Here is a 17,652-nt window from a genome sequence, read left to right on the forward strand (position 1 = left end):
CCCGCTATCTGCCCGGATGTATGGTGCGGAAATGTATGCTCAACACTATAAATATAATTATAAAATGAAGGTTTACACAGGGCTTGATTTACTGATTCGGGAGTCCTGAAAAGACGGGGTTATGGATGGCACCAGTTGAAACAACGGAAAGGCTGGGGCGCAGCCTGGGTTTTTTCTCAACTTTTGCAATAGGCACCGGAACAATGATTGGAGCAGGAATATTCATTCTTCCCGGAATAGCCGTAGCAAATGCAGGTTCAGGAGCAATAATCTCATTTCTGCTGGCCGGGCTCATTTCAATAGCCACAGCAATCAGCATGTCAGAGCTGGCAACAGGCATGCCTGTGGCAGGCGGCAGCTATTATTATATCAGCAGGACAATGGGAGCCGCACTTGGTGCAGTAATCGGGCTCGGCTCCTGGATGGCACTGATATTCAAAGGCACTTTTGCACTCATAGGGCTTGCAGAGTATTCTCAGGTCTTTTACCCTCTGCCGCTCTATTTAGTAGCAGCTGTTACAGGAGTGCTCCTGTTAATAATTAATTACCGAGGTGCAAAAAGTAGTGGTTCGCTGCAGAACATTATTGTCGTCATTTTGCTGGTAATACTGGTTCTATTCATGGGAGAAGTATCTTTCATGGTTAAGCCGGAGAATTTCTTCCCGGTAGCATCACATGGAATAATGTCGATATTCACTACAACAGGAATTATTTTCATATCTTATCTGGGACTCGCAGAAGCTGCCGCTGTCTCAGAGGAAGTAAAAAACCCGTCAAAGAACCTTCCGAGGGCGTTTATCGCTTCAGCAATTGTAGTAACCCTCTTCTATGTCGGTATAATAGCAGTAACCGTAGGATTTTCAGGGCCTGAAGGGACTGTAACAACAGTCACCCCACTGGCAGATATCGCAGGCCTGATTGCAGGGGACACCGGGAAATTCTTCATCGCCTTTGCTGCCCTGCTCGCAACACTTTCAACAGCAAACGGCGCCATACTGTCATCTTCCCGTTTTCCTTTTGCAATGAGCAGAGATTCCCTGATGCCAGAATGGTTTGTCCTGATCCATAAAAAATATGAGACCCCTCACAATGCCATACTGGTCACCGGAACTGTAATGGTTTCACTCCTGTTTTTTTTCAACATAGAGCAGCTGGCTAGACTTGGCGGGGCTTTTAACATTTTGATATTCATCCTGCTCAATATGGCAGTAATCATCCTCAGAAAACGGACTTTACCCGGATATGAACCAACATTTCGCGACCCCTTTTTCCCTTTCACGCAAATATTCGGGGTCATAGGGAGCATATTATTGCTGCCTCTTCTTGGTGGTTTTCCTTTATTGTTTTCCGTATTATTGATATGTGTAGGAGCTGGATGGTACATGTTCTATGGGAAAGGCAAAGCTATGCCGGCATATAACCTGTTTGACCTGCTGGAAAACAATGTAGAAAAGGTGAGCGTTGAGCCGTCTTCTGTTGGAAGGGTCCTTGTGCCGGTTTCCAATCCGGGGCATGAGAGTGACCTTTTAAAGCTGGCAGATTTCCTTGGAAGTGAGATAATTTGTCTGCATGTAATCGAAGTTCCGAGTCAGACAACCTTAATGGTAGCTCAGGAAGCCTATCACGAGAAAAAGATAGAAATGGACTGCCGTTTCAAGGAAGATTTTGAGCACTATCCTGCAAAATTCGGAAGTAAAAGAGAATATATCATTGCATTTGACCACAATATCTCAAATTCAATTATTGAACAGGCTGAAATAGAGAACGCAGGCATAATTATCATGGGCTGGCACGAATCAAAGAGGTTCAAGTACTCACTCGGGGATGTAACAAATGATGTTCTCCTGTCCTCAAAAAACCAGATAGCTCTCTTAAAAGGACACCTGCCTGACAATATCAAGAAAATCCTTGTAGCATATAATGGGGAAATAAATTCGGTACACGGCCTTTATCTGGCAAAAAAAATCGCTTCAAATACTGGGGCTACAATTAGAATAATCCGTATTATCAGCCCCGATGAAGATCCGGGAAATAAGGAAAAAATTGCCAGAGAACTTGAAGACCTGGTCAAAAAGATAACTTCAATACCTGTCAGCTTCAAACTGCTCGAAAGATACTCTGTAGAGGATGCCATACTGGAAGTTTCAAATGGTTACGACCTGACAATTATTGGTGATTCGAGCAAGAGGTTTAAAATTTCTTTGCTCGGGACCCTCTCGCAGAGGATTGCCAGGCATTCCAGAAAGCCGGTAATGATAGTTAAGAAATCAAAGCCAATATCAAAAGAAAGTCTGAATAACCTGCTGAAAAAATCTTCCCGGAAGGTGTATGAAAGGATCAGGAAAGAAAAAGACCCGAAGTAAGACCTGTTTCCTGCCATCAGGATTTGTATTTCTTGCTGCATGAACTCGGAATTGAACATGCACATGTATTGGGCTGCTCCATGGGGGAAGAAATAACCATTGATTTTACTCTCGAGCACCCTGAGATGGTGCTACCGCTATAGTTGTCAGTGGGATTCCGGGAAGCCTGGTGATATCGCCGTTCCAGAAAAAGGAATGTGGAATTTACTTATTTTGGTTTCTTCGGTAGCTGTAAATAGTTCCCTTTGAGACTTTTCTGTGTTTTCTTTTCTGGCCAATAATTTAACCGGAGTTTAGATTTTGTAGCATAAAACCACATCAAACGGCACATAAAATCTGAGATATAATAAAAAATTAAATCTGTGGGACAACAATTCAAAGCATTTTAATATAATACCGAAAATATAGAGCTATTAAAATAAACAAATGTATCAGAAAAAACAACTAATTTCCCACCTGTAGGGTTTAACACATAATCTCTTAACGAGATGCCCTATAATGGTTTCTTTATTATGGGGGAGACAGAAACCATATAAGTGCCTATCCGAAAAGTCAAGATAGGCTCTAAGTGCCAATCGGTGGACTAATTCAAGATGTAGTGACATCATAATTTAATTTAAAGGGGGTGGAAATTAATTAATTTTTTGTTATGCCTGCATAATATCAATAGCTATAACTCGATATTGATGATTTCTTATAAACTCCGGTTTAAGGCTTTGAAGGGGAAAAAGCCGAATTATATCAGTGATAAAAAGTTATAGACAAAAACATATAAAAATAATTAAATCTGAGTGAGTGTAGTTTATTTTTTTAAGCATCTGGCGACTAAATAACCATTTTTTAATGGGGGAATAATAATGTCTGTGAAAATTGAATGGAAAATCTTTACAGCTGAAACACAGAGTGATGGGACATGGAAGTCGAACAGCCCCAACCTTGCAGAACTGCTCAACATCATAGCCAGTCCTCTCAAGATTAAGGGTCCCACTCCGGATATCGAATACTCGATGGCTCAGCTGGCAATTAAGGGGCTGCCATACTTTAAAATAACCGAGGTTACTTCAGAAAATGCAATCCCCTTAGAGATTGAAACAGGGCAGATCCATGCTTGAAGAGAACACAATGTAACATATAATATATATGGACAATGCAATATTAACTACGTAGGAGAGTCCATATATGGGGATCTTGTCCATTATCTTACGCAAGAAATGTAAATATTCTTCATCGTGCCCCCAATTCCAGCCTAAAGGAAAATATTGTGAAGGGCTTGACTATCCCAAATGCGGGATATATTTAAAAAGAGAAAGAGAGAAGTAAACACTATATAAAACCCAGAGGTCAAGGTTATATATAAATTTACTTTATTATATTTAGAGAAGTTTATTAAGCTGTAATACTTATACAGTACCTCTGGATCTGATTTTGTGGTCTATGTGAAGGTTTCAAAATTTATATTTCTTATTTTTCTTGTCTCACTGACAGCCGGCTGTATGGATACTGGCAGCCTTAAGGAGAACATTGTCACTGATGAGGTGAATAAACTCCTGCCTGAAGGAGCTGTCCAGGAAAATGAGTTCAAAGCCGAAGAGACTGATCTTACCGGAGTTGGCGAAAGAGTTGAAAGTATTACCCCCCGGGGGATACCTGAGGTGCCCACTTATCCCAAAGAAAAGTCAGGTGCTGTTTATCCAAAAGAATACAGATTGCTGTCTCAGAACTTCCAGAGAGCTATAGGATCAGGAGAGGAAAGGGTCGGAGAAGAGGTCTTCAATATCACGGGAAAGACTTCAGGATACAATATGGAAGATGCCTGTGCAGTTTTTAATTACGTAAACAGGAATTGGCAGTACAGGTATGACAAAAACGCCGAGTTTTTCTTCGGGGCTTCCCAGACTATCGACAGTGGATATGTAGGGGACTGTGATGATTACTCAATTGTTATGTCTGCCCTTTTGAAAAATATGGGATTCAATACAAGGGTAGTTACGGCATACAACGAGTCTTATGGGCACGCTTATCCCGAACTCTACATAGGGAATGACAGGGATACGGCGTACAGGATACTGGATTATATTTCAGAAAGATACCCCTCTGCCAGGAATATCTGGTACTCGGAAAGATTCCTTGGAGAGGGGCAGGCAAAGCAATACTGGCTCAACTTCGACTGGAGCGGGTCAAACGGATACAGACATCCCGGAGGCGAATACTTCCGTGGGGCGTGTATTATATACTACCCAAACGGCCTGATCGAGTTCTAAAGCAGGAGTCAACTACCCCTGAGCTAAAACTCAGGGGCTTCCTGCTGAAGGTTTAAAAAAATAATCGGAGAATCAACCCCGCAAATAAGAGAGATTAAACAGTGAAAAACTGCTCCCAGGGTCAAAAGAATATTTTCCCCAACCAGGGAAACCGACTTTTAATTCTCAGTTACATATTTCTGCTGTTTTGAGCTATTATTTTCTCCAGATAAACTAAGTATCGAATAAATTTTTATGATTAACTTTATATGATCGTACCTCTACCCTCTTTTAATTACAGGCAGTTCCTATCAGGGTTAAAACCTGAAGATTTGTTTATTAAAAGGGGGAATTTTACATTGATAACTGATTTTGGTGAATTCGTAAGGGGAGACAGGGTAAGATCCAGAACCTCTCCCGAAATTAACGAGGCAATCGACCGCGAAATTGCAGCAACAGTCCGATTCTATGCGAGCAAGACCCATTACGAGATTTCAAAAAGAATCGGAGAGCTCGATAATGAATGGGATATAGGACGTTTTATTGAATTTCGTGCGGGGGTAGTTTCTATGATTGGAGTGATGCTTGGTTTAAAAAAGAGCAAGAAATGGTTTATCCTGCCCTTAATAGCTGCAACCTTCCTGCTTCAATATGCTATACTGGGCTGGTGCCCTCCGGTACCTGTGCTCAGAAGATTTGGTATCCGTACGAAACAGGAGATTAACGTGGAAAAATATGCCCTGAAAGCTCTGCGTGGAGACTTTGACAGAGTTGCTTCTCAGTAAAGTGAAATCAAAGTTGCGCTGGCGCACCCCGCTGCAAGCAACGGGGTATGTTCGCGCCACCGCCCCAAATTCCGTAAAAGGAAACAATAACCCTAATACGGTTTAGTTCGAGCAGAAGTCAATAAACGAAAGATGGAATTGATAAATCATATTATCATTAACGGTTACCGGGGAAGTTTTTCATCCCCGCAGCAAGCTAGCGGGGTATTCGACTGAAAATAAAAATGTCTAACATTTGCCTGAATTGAGTTTGTTTTTTGAAGAACCTTTCTTGATTTTCTTGATTTTCTTGATTTTCTTGATTTTCTTGATTTTCTTGATTTTCTTGATTTTAGAGCTTATCCTGAAAGTACCCTAGTTCGGCAGTTATTTCACGGGTTACATCTTCGGCTTCTTATACAACAAAAAATTGTACAAATTTACGACCTTTTCAGGGGCAAAGGGCACAGGGGAAAACGCCGACCTGGAATTTGTGGGCGATATCACAGAACTGATTAAAGGCTTGAAAAATAAAGAACATATTCAGCCGCTCCTGACTGGTTAATTTTAGTTGAAAAGAAGTAAATATCATGAGTATCAATTATATTTGGGGGTAATACTATGCGTATAATCGATAGTTTTGAGCACATGGAAAAACTTTCGTATGAATGCAAAAAATTTAAAGATATCGATGAGTTACTGAGTGAATATGACTATGACTTAAAGGACTGGTATGATAGCGACCGGATTCGCCTTGACATCTACATGTGGATGCTGCAACTTTTACGGGCAAGTTCATGTGTGCGCCCGATTGCTGTTTATGTCGCACTACTCGAAAACGGCTACAAAAGTAGCAGTGAACCACGGCTAACGCGCGAGGTGTGCATACTGACGATTGCGAAGTTGCAGCTGGAGAGTCTGTTGACGTGTGAACTTGAAGAAGAAGGAATCGTCACAGATTATACAAAATTTGAGCCAGTTAGAGGTGACCGATTTGACTATTTTTCATCACGGATATTTGAAATATCAAGAAATCGTATGATTTTTAACCATGGTGACGCTCGGATCTCAATCGATGATATAGATAGAGAATTATTCAAAATAATATCCTAAAGCTCAGACGCTTTAGGGATATGTCCAGGGATGCTTAATATCCCTTCAACCGCTTTTCAATTTATCGTCTCGGATATACATCATTAATATCCTCAAAATCACTGAGTTTGAGAATATATTATTTTATTTTTGGCTCTCGACTAGCCCAGGAAAATACGTACTTCCACAATCTATTTTTTCGTATACATTGCTCATGTTTTTCCCATTACTGTTTGAACTATACTTGAAACTAGCCTGGTTTGTGAACTACCACTCAGCTAAAGACTGAGTGGCTTCTTGGTTCATTCCTCCCTCTATTGAGGGCAAGTCCCCAAGCTCATCCCCGTAGTCCCTACGGTGTCATAATCCAATTAGATTCTGATCTATGAGAGCGAATTTTTTGATATTGATAGCGGCATTAATGTCTCTATCGTGTTTGGTTTTACAGTCTGGACAAATCCATTCTCTGTCTTTTAGCTGAAGCTCTTTATTGTGGTATCCACACACACTACATAGCTTAGAAGAGGGTCCAAATTGTCCTATTCTCAGGACGGTTTTTCCAAACCATTGAGCCTTATATTCCAACTTTGTTACAAAACTACTCCACGCAGAATCACTTATAGCCTGTGCTAAGTGATGATTCTTAACCATGCCTTTAACATTTAGAGTTTCCAGAGCTACAGCTTGGTTTTCGCTAACAAGTCTAAAAGAGAGTTTGTTCTGGAAGTCATTTCTCTGATTTGTTATTTTGTCATGGAGTACAGCAAGTCTTCGTTTAGCTTTTGCCCTGTTCTTAGAGCCTTTCTGTTTCCTTGAGACTCTTTTCTGTAATACTTTGAGCCTTTTAAGAGAGTTTTTCAAGTACTTTGGATTCTCAACCTTTTCTCCTGTTGAAAGGACAGCAAAGTCTTTGATACCTACATCAATTCCTACTGTTGTTGATTCTGTGAAAGCTTCCTTTACTGGAAGTTCTTTTCCATCTTCAACAAGGATACTGATGTAGTAATGTCCTTTACATGTCCTTGATACCGTAGCCGTTTTAGGCTCTCCTTCAAACTTCCTGTGAAGAACTGCTTTAATTGGTTCTATTTTAGGAAGCTTGATAGTATTAGTTTCAAAGTTTACAGTGTAGTGTTGAGGTACAGGGAAAGACTGTATCGGATTCTTTTTTGATTTGAACTTTGGAAACCCTGTTTTCTCTCTAAAGAATCTAGTGAAAGCGGATTCAACCTGCTTAGTCATCCCCTGTAATGATTGAGAGTTAACTTCTCCTAACCACTCATTAGAAGCCTTTAGAGTAGGAATTAATTTGTTTAAGTCAAATCTGGAAATTGATTCCCCTGTCTGCTCATAAGTTTTAATTTTCTGGTCAAGTGCCCAATTATAGACAAATCTACAGCTACCTATATGCTGATTCAATTGAATAGCTTGTGTAGTTGTAGGATAGAGTCTAAATTTGAACGCTTGCATCATACAAAGGCAGTATATGCTTTAACAATATATATACTTTTTGGTAAATACGAAGTATGAAACACGGAATCATAGCAAATTTTTGTTAATGTATCATGTTATTTTTGTTTGCAAATACCGAAAAGTCATACTTGAACCAATTAGCGAAGAACTCAAACAGATTATGATTGACATTTCAAAAGAGTCTAACTTTGAAATCCTTGAAATGGAAACTGACAAAGACCATATTCATTTCTTGATCAAGAGTGAGCCGAAAGTTAGCGTTTTGTCAATTGTCAGAAAATTGAAACAAGAAGAAACAAGAATATACTAACAGGTTATGGAAAACTCAAAAAGAATATCTGAAAAAGTATTATTGGGGTGAGAATACGTTATGGAGTGATGGTTATTTTGCGTCTACTATCGGAAATGTGAGTAAAGAGGCGGCAGAATATTACATACGGAATCAGGGTTGAAGTTGACGCTTATATCCCCTGAGCTAAAGACTCAGGGGTTTTACGCTTCTTCATATAAAGCAGCGAAACAGTGGTGGCTGACTTTATTAAGTAATTAAGACATATCCCCTTTAGAAACGAAGGACTTTTATCATATAAATCCTAACTATGTTAATCTCTTTGATGTTACAAATTCAAAGAATTGTGTTAAACACAATTTGAATGGACATAATCCGAATAACCGCTTTAAGCTTAAACTTAAAATGAGGTTTCAAAAATGACAGAGAAACTCGGAATCCTGGCCATCGGCCACGGGAGCAAGCTTCCTTACAACAAGGAAGTAGTCAGCCAGATCGCAGATTACATCGCCCAGAAGTACTCTGATGTTGTTGTTAGAGCCGGCTTTATGGAAAACAGTGAGCCAACCCTGGAAGAAGCAATTGCAAGCTTTGCAGGTACAGGAGTAACAAAGATATCAGCAGTACCTGTTTTCCTGGCTTCAGGCGTCCATATCACAAAGGATATTCCTAAAATCCTGAATCTTGATGAAAACGGCATCGGAACCCTGGAAATTGATGGGAAAGCAGTTCCCCTCTGCTACGCAAAACCCCTCGGAGCCGACTCCCTGATAGCTGACCTTGTCTTTAAAAGGGTTCAGGAATCCCTATAAATTTGAATATTCGGGTCCGGTTTTTATTATGGACCTTTTCCGGAAGAAGCTCGCCGTGCTCGACCTGACCCACGGCGGCATTCCAATCGCAAAAAAACTCGCAGCTCTGGGAAATGATGTGTCAGGAGTAGACGTTTACGGGACCGTAGACCAGGCGCTGCTCGGGGAGCTTGAGGATAAGTACGGCATACGCTGTTCAAAATCTCCTCTCCCTGTATCCAAATTAGATCTCCTTATAGCGCCTGTGCATCTGGACCCTGCCTATCCCATGCTTTCCCAAGCCAGGTCAGAAGGAAAAATAGTTCTCTCACACCACGAAGCCACAGGGAAAATCCTGCAGGACGACCCTGAGCTTTCGGGTATAAGAATAGTTGAGATAACAGGCGTAAAAGCAAAGACAAGCACTGCATCCCTGCTTGCCGACATGCTCTCCCGCAGATTTGAAGTCGTGCTCCATACCTCGCGCGGGCTTGAAGCCTGGAAAGATGGTGTCCCTTTTCTTATTTACAGGGGCCTGAGCATCACTCCCGGAAGTATCCTGACAGCCATTGAAAAAAGTCTTGAGGCCGGAATCAAGCCAGAATTCTTTATCTTTGAAATCTCGATAGGAGGTACGGGTGCCGCAGACCTCGGAATCCTGACAACCCTTTCCCCTGATTACGGGATTGCAAACAATACTTCCCTTGCAAGTGATGCAAAGCTCCAGCTCATCCTGAAAGCAAAATCCGGAAGCACCCTTCTTCTCAACGCCGGGGCAGAAAAAGCTCTTGTGGCTGCAAAAGGAAGCCGGGCAAAGATTCTCACCTTTAAGGACCCGTTTTATGCAGAGTCCCATGTAAAGACGTCTGAAGTTCCCGATTTTGTTCTGGAAACTGAAGCCGGGACTGCGAAATCCTCAGCTATTCCAGAATCGTCAACCCCCAAAGAACAGGCGATCACTCCCGAAGCTTCAGGCTCTGCCCTGCATTTTCTTCACAGAGGGGAAGAACTTTTTACAGCTTCCCTGCGCCCTGGATATAACAGTTTGGCATACAGGACAGCCTTTGTTGCAGCTTCTGCAGCCGCTCTCGAACTTGGGGTTGAGCGAAAAGCTGTTGTTTCCGTACTTGAAGAATTCAGGGGGCTTTCAGGCAGGATGCAGGAAAAAGAGCTTAATGGGACTTCCCTGGTTGACAATTCCAACTCCGGAATGGACATCCTTTCTGCAGAAAAAGCCCTTGAGTACGCTCTCCTGAAGAAAAAGGATGAAAAAAAGAGAAGTATAATCCTTGTCCTCGGAGAAGAAGCCTCTCAGGTCTGTGAGGGACTGTCTCCGGTCTCAGTGCAGGAATTTGTAGAAAAGTTCGGTATTAAGTGCAGGCATATCATACTCGTCGGAGAGCGGATGAAGGCAGTAGCTGCTAAAAATGTCTCTTATGCAGGCAACCTTCCGGAAGGGCTCTTGAAAGCTTCGGAACTTGCAGGCACGGAAGATATTATCCTCTCCTCAGTAAAATGTTTCCGTTGAGCGATGTTCTTCCGGTGATTTCTCATGCATATTGTTCCCTCATGTACATATTGTTCCCTCATGTAAGTTGTTCCTTTATGATACAATTTTATACAGGGTCTTCTAATCTGTATTCGTTTCCATTACTTGATTAACTTTCAACTGATCATGCTTCCGGATACCTTCTTCCCGTTCTGGTGGGGTTCACAGTCCTGCAGGATTCCGGAATCTCCCGGGTGAAACCCTTATTAATATTCATAGAATCAGAAAGAGGATTTGTCATGACTCAAAAAGAGATTTCAATTATTCACCCCCGACCGAGCTCAATCGTTGCGGCTCTTTATACCCTAAGGGACTTAAACGTCGATGTTGCAATTCTGCACGGACCCCCTGGCTGTTCATTCAAACATGCGAGACTGCTTGAAGAAGACGGGATCCATGTAGTCACTACAGGGCTTGACGAGAACGGCTTTGTTTTCGGGGGGCATGACCGGCTTGTACAGCTAATCAATAAGTCCATCGAACTCTTCAACCCGAAAATTCTGGGCGTTGTCGGCACATGTGCCAGCATGATCATAGGGGAAGAAATGCACGAAGCCGTACTTGAGGCAAACCCGGATATCCCTGTTATTGAAGTCGAAGTGCACGCAGGTTATCACAACAACACAAAAGGCGTGATCTTTGCCCTTGAATCTGCCCTCGATGCCGGGATAATTGACCGTAAAGAATTCGAGCGCCAGGAGTACCTCCTCTTGAAAGCCACAGAGGTTGAAAAGAGGTTCGGGGCTGCAAGTAGGGAATACCTTGCCCCCTCCAGGGGAGACCTCAAATATAAGGTTGCAAGGCGGCTTATTGAACTCCTCAAGGAAGGAAAGAAAGGGCTCATCATAATGAACGCCAAAAAAGAAACCGGCTACATGTTTGCAGACATCACCCTTGCAGTCAATGAGGTTGCAGCTGCGCTCGGGAAAAAGGAAAACCTGGTCAATATGGCAAATATCGACCCGGAACTCGGGCTTCCGCGAGTCAGGCAGCATGCCAAATACATTATGCGGGACTTCATAGCTCATGGGGTTGAGATTCATGAAATCCTCGGCGGTATGGATGAGTACCCGATTACAGGGGAAAAGGTCAGCGAACTAATAAAGACAAAATACAATGATTACGATTTTGCAGTTATCACAGGCGTTCCTCATGCAATCCCAATGGAGAACCTCCAGCACATGGAACTGATCTCGGTTACGAATGGTCCGAGGCAGGTCCTGCCCTTAAAAGAGATGGGGCATGAGCATGTTATGGTTGAGATCGACCTCCACCCAAAGACCCTTGGAGTCAGCGAAATAGTGGAATCCGAATTCGGAGCCACATTAAGGGAAGTTGCAAAGGAAGCCTGAACTGAAAAGAATCAGGATAAAAGTCAGGATAAAAGTCAGGATAAAAGTCAGGATAAAAGTCAGGATAAAAATCAGGATAAGTCAAGTAACGGGAGGAAGATCCTTTGAAAAAACAAAAGATCATTGCAATTTACGGAAAAGGCGGCATAGGTAAGTCGAGCACAGCCTCAAACGTTGCAGCTGCCTGTGCGAAAGCAGGGAAGAAAGTCATGATCATAGGCTGCGACCCAAAAAGCGATTCGTCCATAACCCTTCTCAGAGGCAGGAGAATCCCAACCATACTCGATCTCATCCGTGAAGGTGTGGATGTAAAAGAAAAAGATGTGGTTTTTGAAGGATATGCAGGCGTCAAATGTATAGAAGCCGGAGGGCCCGAGCCCGGCATAGGCTGCGCAGGACGCGGGATCATAGTTGCAATTAAAAAACTGAAAAGCATTTCAGAAGACCTCCTTAAAGAACAGGACCTTATAATCTACGATGTTCCGGGAGACATCGTCTGCGGCGGGTTTGTTGCCCCTATCCGGAAAGGCTATGTAAATGAGGCATACGTTCTGACCTCTGGAGAATATATGCCCCTCTATGCAGCAAACAACATCTGCAAAGGGCTTTCCAAAATCAGTATGCCACTTAGCGGGATTATCTGCAATTCCAGAAACGCGAGCCGGGAAGAAGAAATCGTCAGGAAATTTTCAGAGGAAATCGGCAGTCAGCTTATGGCTTTTATCCCCAAAAGGCAGATAGTCCAGGACTGCGAAAGAGACGGCTACTCTGTTATGGAGAAAGCTCCTGATTCCGACATTGCGGAAATCTACCGCCAGCTTGGAAAAGCAATTCTGACCAACGAAAAGAAAGTTATGGCAGCCCACCTGAGCGATGAGCGGTTAAGGGAAATGACAAAGTGAACTACCCATAAATCTTTAGATTTAACGGGTTTCCTATAACTCGAAAAAACTTACCTGTGCCGCATATACGTTCAATGGATAAACCGACCTCAGAGGGTATTGAAAGCATGTCCTACAGCAAAAGATCAGGAACAGAGGCAGGGAGCATTCCCAGAGTCCTTATTTCTGCAGACCGTTCCTCTTCAGGCAAGACCACAATTTCCATGGGCCTTATGGCTGCCCTTGTTTCAAGAGGGTATAAAGTCCAGCCCTTCAAGGTAGCTCTTGACTATATCGACCCCAGTTATCATACCGAAATCACAGGGAGGTTCTGCCGGAACCTTGATGGATACCTGATGGACGAAGCCGGGATTCTTGACGTCTACTCTCATGCCTGTGAAACCGAAGGTGGGGCTGACATTGCAATTATCGAAGGCGTTAGGGGGCTTTACGAGGGCTTTGAAGGTCTCAGTGACCTCGGAAGTACCGCCCAGATCGCAAAAATCCTCAAATGCCCTGTGGTTTTCGTAATCAATGCCCGCAGCATTACCCGTTCCGCTGCAGCCCTTATAAGTGGCTATAAGAATTTCGATCCTGACGTGGAAATTGCAGGCGTTATTCTGAATAACATCGGAGGCCTTCGCCATGCCGAAAAGGCAAAAGAGGCAATAGAGTACTATACTGGTGTGCCGGTTATAGGGATCATCCCAAGAGACCCCGCCATGCAGATATCCATGCGCCACCTAGGGCTCATGCCTGCGCTTGAAGGCAGGCGGAGGCTTGGAGACGGAGGGTTTGAGGACAGGCTTCGGGGCATTGAAGAGATTATCACTAAAGGAATTGATGTTGACCACTTCCTGAAAATCGCAGGGAGCGCAAAACCTCTGAAAAGTTCCGAAAATAGCATTTTTTTCCCTGCTGCCGGTGTAGGATCTCCCCGGCCAAAAATAGGTATTGCCCTTGACGAAGCTTTCAACTTTTACTACCATGATAATCTCAACCTGCTGGAACTTGCCGGAGCGGAAATTGTTTACTTTAGCCCGGTAAAAGATTCTCGGCTTCCTGAGGTTGACGGGCTCTATATAGGAGGCGGCTACCCTGAACTTTTTGCAGCCGAACTCGAAGCCAACGAGCCCATGCGGAAAAGCATCAAAAAAGCTTCAGCTGCAGGTATGCCCATATACGCCGAATGCGGGGGGCTCATGTACCTCACAGAAAAAATCAGTACCGGAGTCCCGGGAAAAGGCACATACCACGACGCTTCAATGCCTGAGTCCACCTATTTAATGGTGGGTGCACTTCCCGGCCACACAATAATGGGGCAGACAAGGGTTGTCAGTTACAATATCGGGACTCTTGGCAGGGACTGCCTTATCGGAAAAGAAGGCAACAGCTTCAAAGGGCATGAGTTCCACCACTCCGAAATTCGGGAAATCCCCGAAGATGCGGAATTTGCAATAACTCTCTCAAGAGGCACCGGGATAAAAGGAGACCAGGACGGGCTTATTGTTGAAAACACCCTTGGTTCTTACGCCCACCTGCACGGAGCCGCATACAGGGAACTTGCAGGTTCTCTTGTCGAAGCTGCCCGTAAATTTAGGGATTCCAGGACCTCCTGATAAAAATAAAACTTTGTAGGGTTGCTTGCCTGCCTCTGCAGGTCGAAAAAACAATATTATAGAAAGCCAGATTATTACACACCAGTTGCAAACTGGATTATGCAAGCATCCAGAATCTTACAAAATAGATTCTTATAAAACTTATTTTCATTCTATTTTCTTTTCAGGTGAAACTATTGAAAACACAACTTAAAGGAGACCGGGTCCTTGCCGGAAAGGAAGCGGTTGCCGAACTTTACAAAACAGGTTATTTCGGACGTCCCAGGGATAACGGGCTTGAACTCTCCCTTGTAGAAGCCGCATACCTTCAGTTTAGAGGAAAACTCGAGATTGAGCTGGAAGGAAAACTGCTTGATTTCAGGACTTTTTTCGAGCAGGCTTCTCTGAGACAGCCTAATTTCGAGCTGAAGTATATCGTATATAAAGACCTCAAAGAGCGGGGGTATTACGTCCAACCTTCAGCCGTGGACTTCAGGGTGTACCCGAGAGGCAGCCATCCTGGAAAAAGCGCAGCAAAAATCTTTGTCCATGTCCTGTCTGAAAGGCAGCTTCTTTCTGTAAAGCTCTTGCAGGATTCGGTCATCTCGGCAGAAAACGTGCACAAGCAGTTTATCCTGGCTGTAGTGGATGAAGAAAGTGACCTTACCTTCTACGAAATTAAAACCGCTGCCCCTGAGGGGGAGATGCCTGAACCCTCCCCTGCAGTCAAAACTGATGCAACTTTCCTCGAAGACAGGGTAATAGCCTGGGACGCTGAGGCTTCCGGAGCTCTTTATGCAAGAGGGTTCTACGGGAAAATGCTTGACCCGGAAAGGCTGCAGCTCTCTCTTGTTGAGTCTCTTTATCTTTTTTCGCGAGGGATCATAGTAGTCAGGGACAGGAAAGGAAAGGTTTTTTCATTCGAAGAGTTTGTTGAGAAAGCTTCGGAAATCGAAGGTTCTTTTCTGCGGAAATACAGCGCATATAAAGCTCTGCGAGACTCAGGGCATGTGGTCAAGACAGGTTTTAAGTTCGGGACCCATTTCAGGGTCTACAGGAAAGTCGAGTCCATAGAAAAAATTCCCCATTCCGAGTACCTTGTAAACGTAATCCCTGCAGATTACGAGTTCAGGCTTCCGGTTATGTCCGGGGCTGTCCGGCTTGCAAACAGTGTGCGCAAACGAATGCTCTTTGCAGTCGAAAAAGGAGAGGAAGTCGAGTACCTGGATATTGGCAGAGTAAAAATGTAATTCCATAATGTGATTTTATAATATGATTTTATAATGTGATTACAGATTCTGTTTTTATAGAAACGATACTATCTCATGTTTCGATAGAAACGATACTATAATTCTCCGAGAGGTTTGAGTAAGTATAATTTGTCTGAGCAGATTATTGGCCTGGAAGATTATTGACCTGAGTAAATATATTCATCGTTCTCTTGAAGGTTCATAAAACCAGGTTTTATCCAGGCAGGAAGGTGAAACATAAATGTGGGACATTATTGCAGTGGACATTTCGGGCAGGCATAGGATCAAGGACGGCTACTACATGGTCTGTGCAGCTGCAGCCCTTACTGTTTCTGCTGACCACATAGAGAAAGTTAAGCAGGTGAAGATCCTTCCATTCTGGCTTAAAAGAGCACCCGATTTGCTTGACATCGTGCAGTTGATTGAGGATACGGCTAACCAGCTTTCCTTTGAGGGAACAATTGTAGCGGAAAAAGGGGATATGTATAACCAGCCTCTGTGGGTGCCTGAAAGTATGTTTTCAAGGGCATTTAAGTACCAGGAGTCCATAGCTGAGAGAAGAGCTATCGAACTTGCTCACCATATCTCTTTGAGTGCTCGAAATTTACTTATTAAAGAACTTGATATTGAGGCGTGAAAATTCCAGCAGAACAAAATATAGAAAGCGAAAACAGGGTAATTCTCGTAAAAAGAACCAATCCACGAGCTGACCCTGAACGCGGCGAATATCTCTTTGAGGAACTCAGGGAGCTTACAAAGACTGCAGGCTATGTCCCGGCCGGGGAGCTTACTCAGACAAGGTTTCCGGACTCCAGGTACCAGCTGGGGAGAGGAAAAATAGAGGAGCTTGCCGAACTTGTGAGAATAAAGAAGGCTGAAAAGGTCATCTTTTATAACAAGCTCTCTACAATTCAGCTTTTCAATATCTCGGAAATCTGCGGGTGTCAGGTCATAGACAAATTCCAGCTTATACTTGAGATCTTTGCAAAAAGAGCTACCACTCGCAGGTCCAAGCTGCAGGTTGAACTTGCGAGGCTGAGGTATGAGGTCCCAAGGGCGAAAGCTATTGTTTCTCTTCTGAAAAAGGAGGAAAAGGCAGGTTTCATGGGACTTGGGGACTATGAGGACGCTTATGAACTGGACCTGAAAAAAAGGATAACAAGGATTGAAAATGAACTTAAGTCTGCAGAAAAAGACGATGAGTCCCTGCGGGCGTTTAGGCATAGGAAAGGCTTTTCCCTGGTCTGCCTTGCAGGTTATACCAATGCCGGAAAAAGCACTCTCTTCAATGCCATTGTTGATGAAAGCGTTGAAGCACAGAATCTGCTCTTTACAACCCTTGTGCCGACTACCCGGGCCCTTGACCTGGGCGGCAGAAAAGCTCTTTTGACAGATACTGTAGGTTTCATAGAGGATCTCCCACACTGGCTGGTTGACGCCTTCAAATCCACCCTCGATGAGATATTTCTTTCTGATCTTATCCTGCTGGTAGTCGATGTAAGCGAAAAACCTGAGATAATCCTTCAAAAACTTTCCACCTCTCATGATACTCTCTGGGACCGCATTCAGGGGGTTCCGATGATTACGGTGCTTAACAAGACAGATCTGCTTGAAGCATCCGAACTTGAAGCTGTTATGGAAGAAATAGGCTATATGGCTCCCAATCCTGTGTTCATTTCCGCAAAAGAAAAGGTTGGCATGCAGGAGTTAAAAGCCGAGATAATCAAACATCTTCCTGCCTGGTCTTTTTACTCCTTTTCCCTCCCGAACTCAGAAAAAGGGATGTCAATACTCTCCTGGCTGTACGATGAGGGTATTGTACACAGTGTTGAGTACGGGAAGCGAATTTCAGTGGATTATGAGGCAAGAACAGAAATTCTCAACCGGATTAAATCTCTGGAACAGGATATTGATGAATGACGCTGGATAATGTTTTTTGGCGTCTTCTCAGGAGATCTGGCTGAATAAAAAGTTTTACTAATTATATAAATCAATTAGTATATTATCCAT

General features: G+C 43.4%; 15 protein-coding genes and 1 pseudogene. 15 read left to right on the top strand and 1 reads right to left on the bottom strand.

Annotation, left to right across the window (positions count from 1 at the left end):
• Positions 1–125: 125 nt before the first annotated feature.
• From MSWH1_RS13145 to MSWH1_RS13165, 6 genes are all read left to right on the top strand, one after another.
• Positions 126–2,363, top strand: a complete 2,238-nt coding sequence (locus tag MSWH1_RS13145; protein WP_048129218.1) for an amino acid permease — start codon at positions 126–128, stop codon at positions 2,361–2,363.
• A 32-nt stretch (positions 2,364–2,395) separates the two neighbouring features.
• The gene (locus tag MSWH1_RS20665) at positions 2,396–2,506 is read left to right on the top strand and encodes an alpha/beta hydrolase (protein WP_304413486.1); all 111 of its coding nucleotides are present in this window, start codon (positions 2,396–2,398) and stop codon (positions 2,504–2,506) included.
• A gap of 714 nt (positions 2,507–3,220) precedes the next feature.
• The gene (locus MSWH1_RS13150) at positions 3,221–3,475 is read left to right on the top strand and encodes a hypothetical protein (RefSeq protein ID WP_048129220.1); all 255 of its coding nucleotides are present in this window, start codon (positions 3,221–3,223) and stop codon (positions 3,473–3,475) included.
• A gap of 381 nt (positions 3,476–3,856) precedes the next feature.
• Complete coding sequence (locus tag MSWH1_RS13155) at positions 3,857–4,624, top strand: transglutaminase-like domain-containing protein (protein WP_082088254.1); 768 nt, start codon at positions 3,857–3,859, stop codon at positions 4,622–4,624.
• A 338-nt stretch (positions 4,625–4,962) separates the two neighbouring features.
• Complete coding sequence (locus tag MSWH1_RS13160; protein WP_048129224.1) at positions 4,963–5,388, top strand: DUF2892 domain-containing protein; 426 nt, start codon at positions 4,963–4,965, stop codon at positions 5,386–5,388.
• Positions 5,389–5,988: 600 nt separating this feature from the next.
• Positions 5,989–6,480 carry a hypothetical protein gene (locus MSWH1_RS13165; RefSeq protein WP_048129226.1) on the top strand — a complete coding sequence of 164 codons (492 nt, stop codon included), beginning with the start codon at positions 5,989–5,991 and terminating at the stop codon, positions 6,478–6,480.
• A gap of 339 nt (positions 6,481–6,819) precedes the next feature.
• Here MSWH1_RS13165 and tnpB read toward each other — a convergent pair whose 3' ends face one another.
• On the bottom strand, positions 6,820–7,932 hold the full coding sequence (tnpB, locus tag MSWH1_RS13170) for an IS200/IS605 family element RNA-guided endonuclease TnpB (RefSeq protein ID WP_048129228.1): 1,113 nt from the start codon (positions 7,930–7,932) through the stop codon (positions 6,820–6,822).
• An 85-nt stretch (positions 7,933–8,017) separates the two neighbouring features.
• Between tnpB and tnpA the strand changes: the two are divergent.
• From tnpA to hflX, 9 genes and pseudogenes are all read left to right on the top strand, one after another.
• A pseudogene (gene tnpA, locus MSWH1_RS13175) lies at positions 8,018–8,384 on the top strand (IS200/IS605 family transposase).
• A 256-nt stretch (positions 8,385–8,640) separates the two neighbouring features.
• Positions 8,641–9,033: a sirohydrochlorin nickelochelatase gene (cfbA, locus tag MSWH1_RS13180; RefSeq protein WP_048129230.1), complete on the top strand. Its 393-nt coding sequence runs from the start codon at positions 8,641–8,643 to the stop codon at positions 9,031–9,033.
• Between the two features lie 28 nt (positions 9,034–9,061).
• Positions 9,062–10,540, top strand: a complete 1,479-nt coding sequence (gene cfbE / locus MSWH1_RS13185) for a coenzyme F430 synthase (RefSeq protein ID WP_048130560.1) — start codon at positions 9,062–9,064, stop codon at positions 10,538–10,540.
• Between the two features lie 260 nt (positions 10,541–10,800).
• Complete coding sequence (cfbD, locus tag MSWH1_RS13190) at positions 10,801–11,913, top strand: Ni-sirohydrochlorin a,c-diamide reductive cyclase catalytic subunit (protein WP_048129232.1); 1,113 nt, start codon at positions 10,801–10,803, stop codon at positions 11,911–11,913.
• 104 nt (positions 11,914–12,017) lie between these two features.
• On the top strand, positions 12,018–12,815 hold the full coding sequence (gene cfbC, locus MSWH1_RS13195; RefSeq protein WP_048129234.1) for a Ni-sirohydrochlorin a,c-diamide reductive cyclase ATP-dependent reductase subunit: 798 nt from the start codon (positions 12,018–12,020) through the stop codon (positions 12,813–12,815).
• Between the two features lie 107 nt (positions 12,816–12,922).
• Positions 12,923–14,413, top strand: a complete 1,491-nt coding sequence (cfbB, locus tag MSWH1_RS13200) for a Ni-sirohydrochlorin a,c-diamide synthase (RefSeq protein ID WP_048129236.1) — start codon at positions 12,923–12,925, stop codon at positions 14,411–14,413.
• Positions 14,414–14,589: 176 nt separating this feature from the next.
• The gene (gene endA, locus MSWH1_RS13205; RefSeq protein WP_048129238.1) at positions 14,590–15,642 is read left to right on the top strand and encodes a tRNA-intron lyase; all 1,053 of its coding nucleotides are present in this window, start codon (positions 14,590–14,592) and stop codon (positions 15,640–15,642) included.
• A gap of 241 nt (positions 15,643–15,883) precedes the next feature.
• A complete protein-coding gene (locus MSWH1_RS13210) occupies positions 15,884–16,279 on the top strand; it encodes a DUF2209 domain-containing protein (RefSeq protein WP_048129239.1) in 396 nt (131 codons plus the stop codon).
• Positions 16,276–17,562: a GTPase HflX gene (gene hflX, locus MSWH1_RS13215; RefSeq protein ID WP_082088152.1), complete on the top strand. Its 1,287-nt coding sequence runs from the start codon at positions 16,276–16,278 to the stop codon at positions 17,560–17,562. Before MSWH1_RS13210 ends, hflX begins: the two co-directional genes overlap by 4 nt.
• Positions 17,563–17,652: the final 90 nt, after the last annotated feature.

Source organism: Methanosarcina sp. WH1 (assembly GCF_000970005.1).
Classification (GTDB): domain Archaea; phylum Halobacteriota; class Methanosarcinia; order Methanosarcinales; family Methanosarcinaceae; genus Methanosarcina.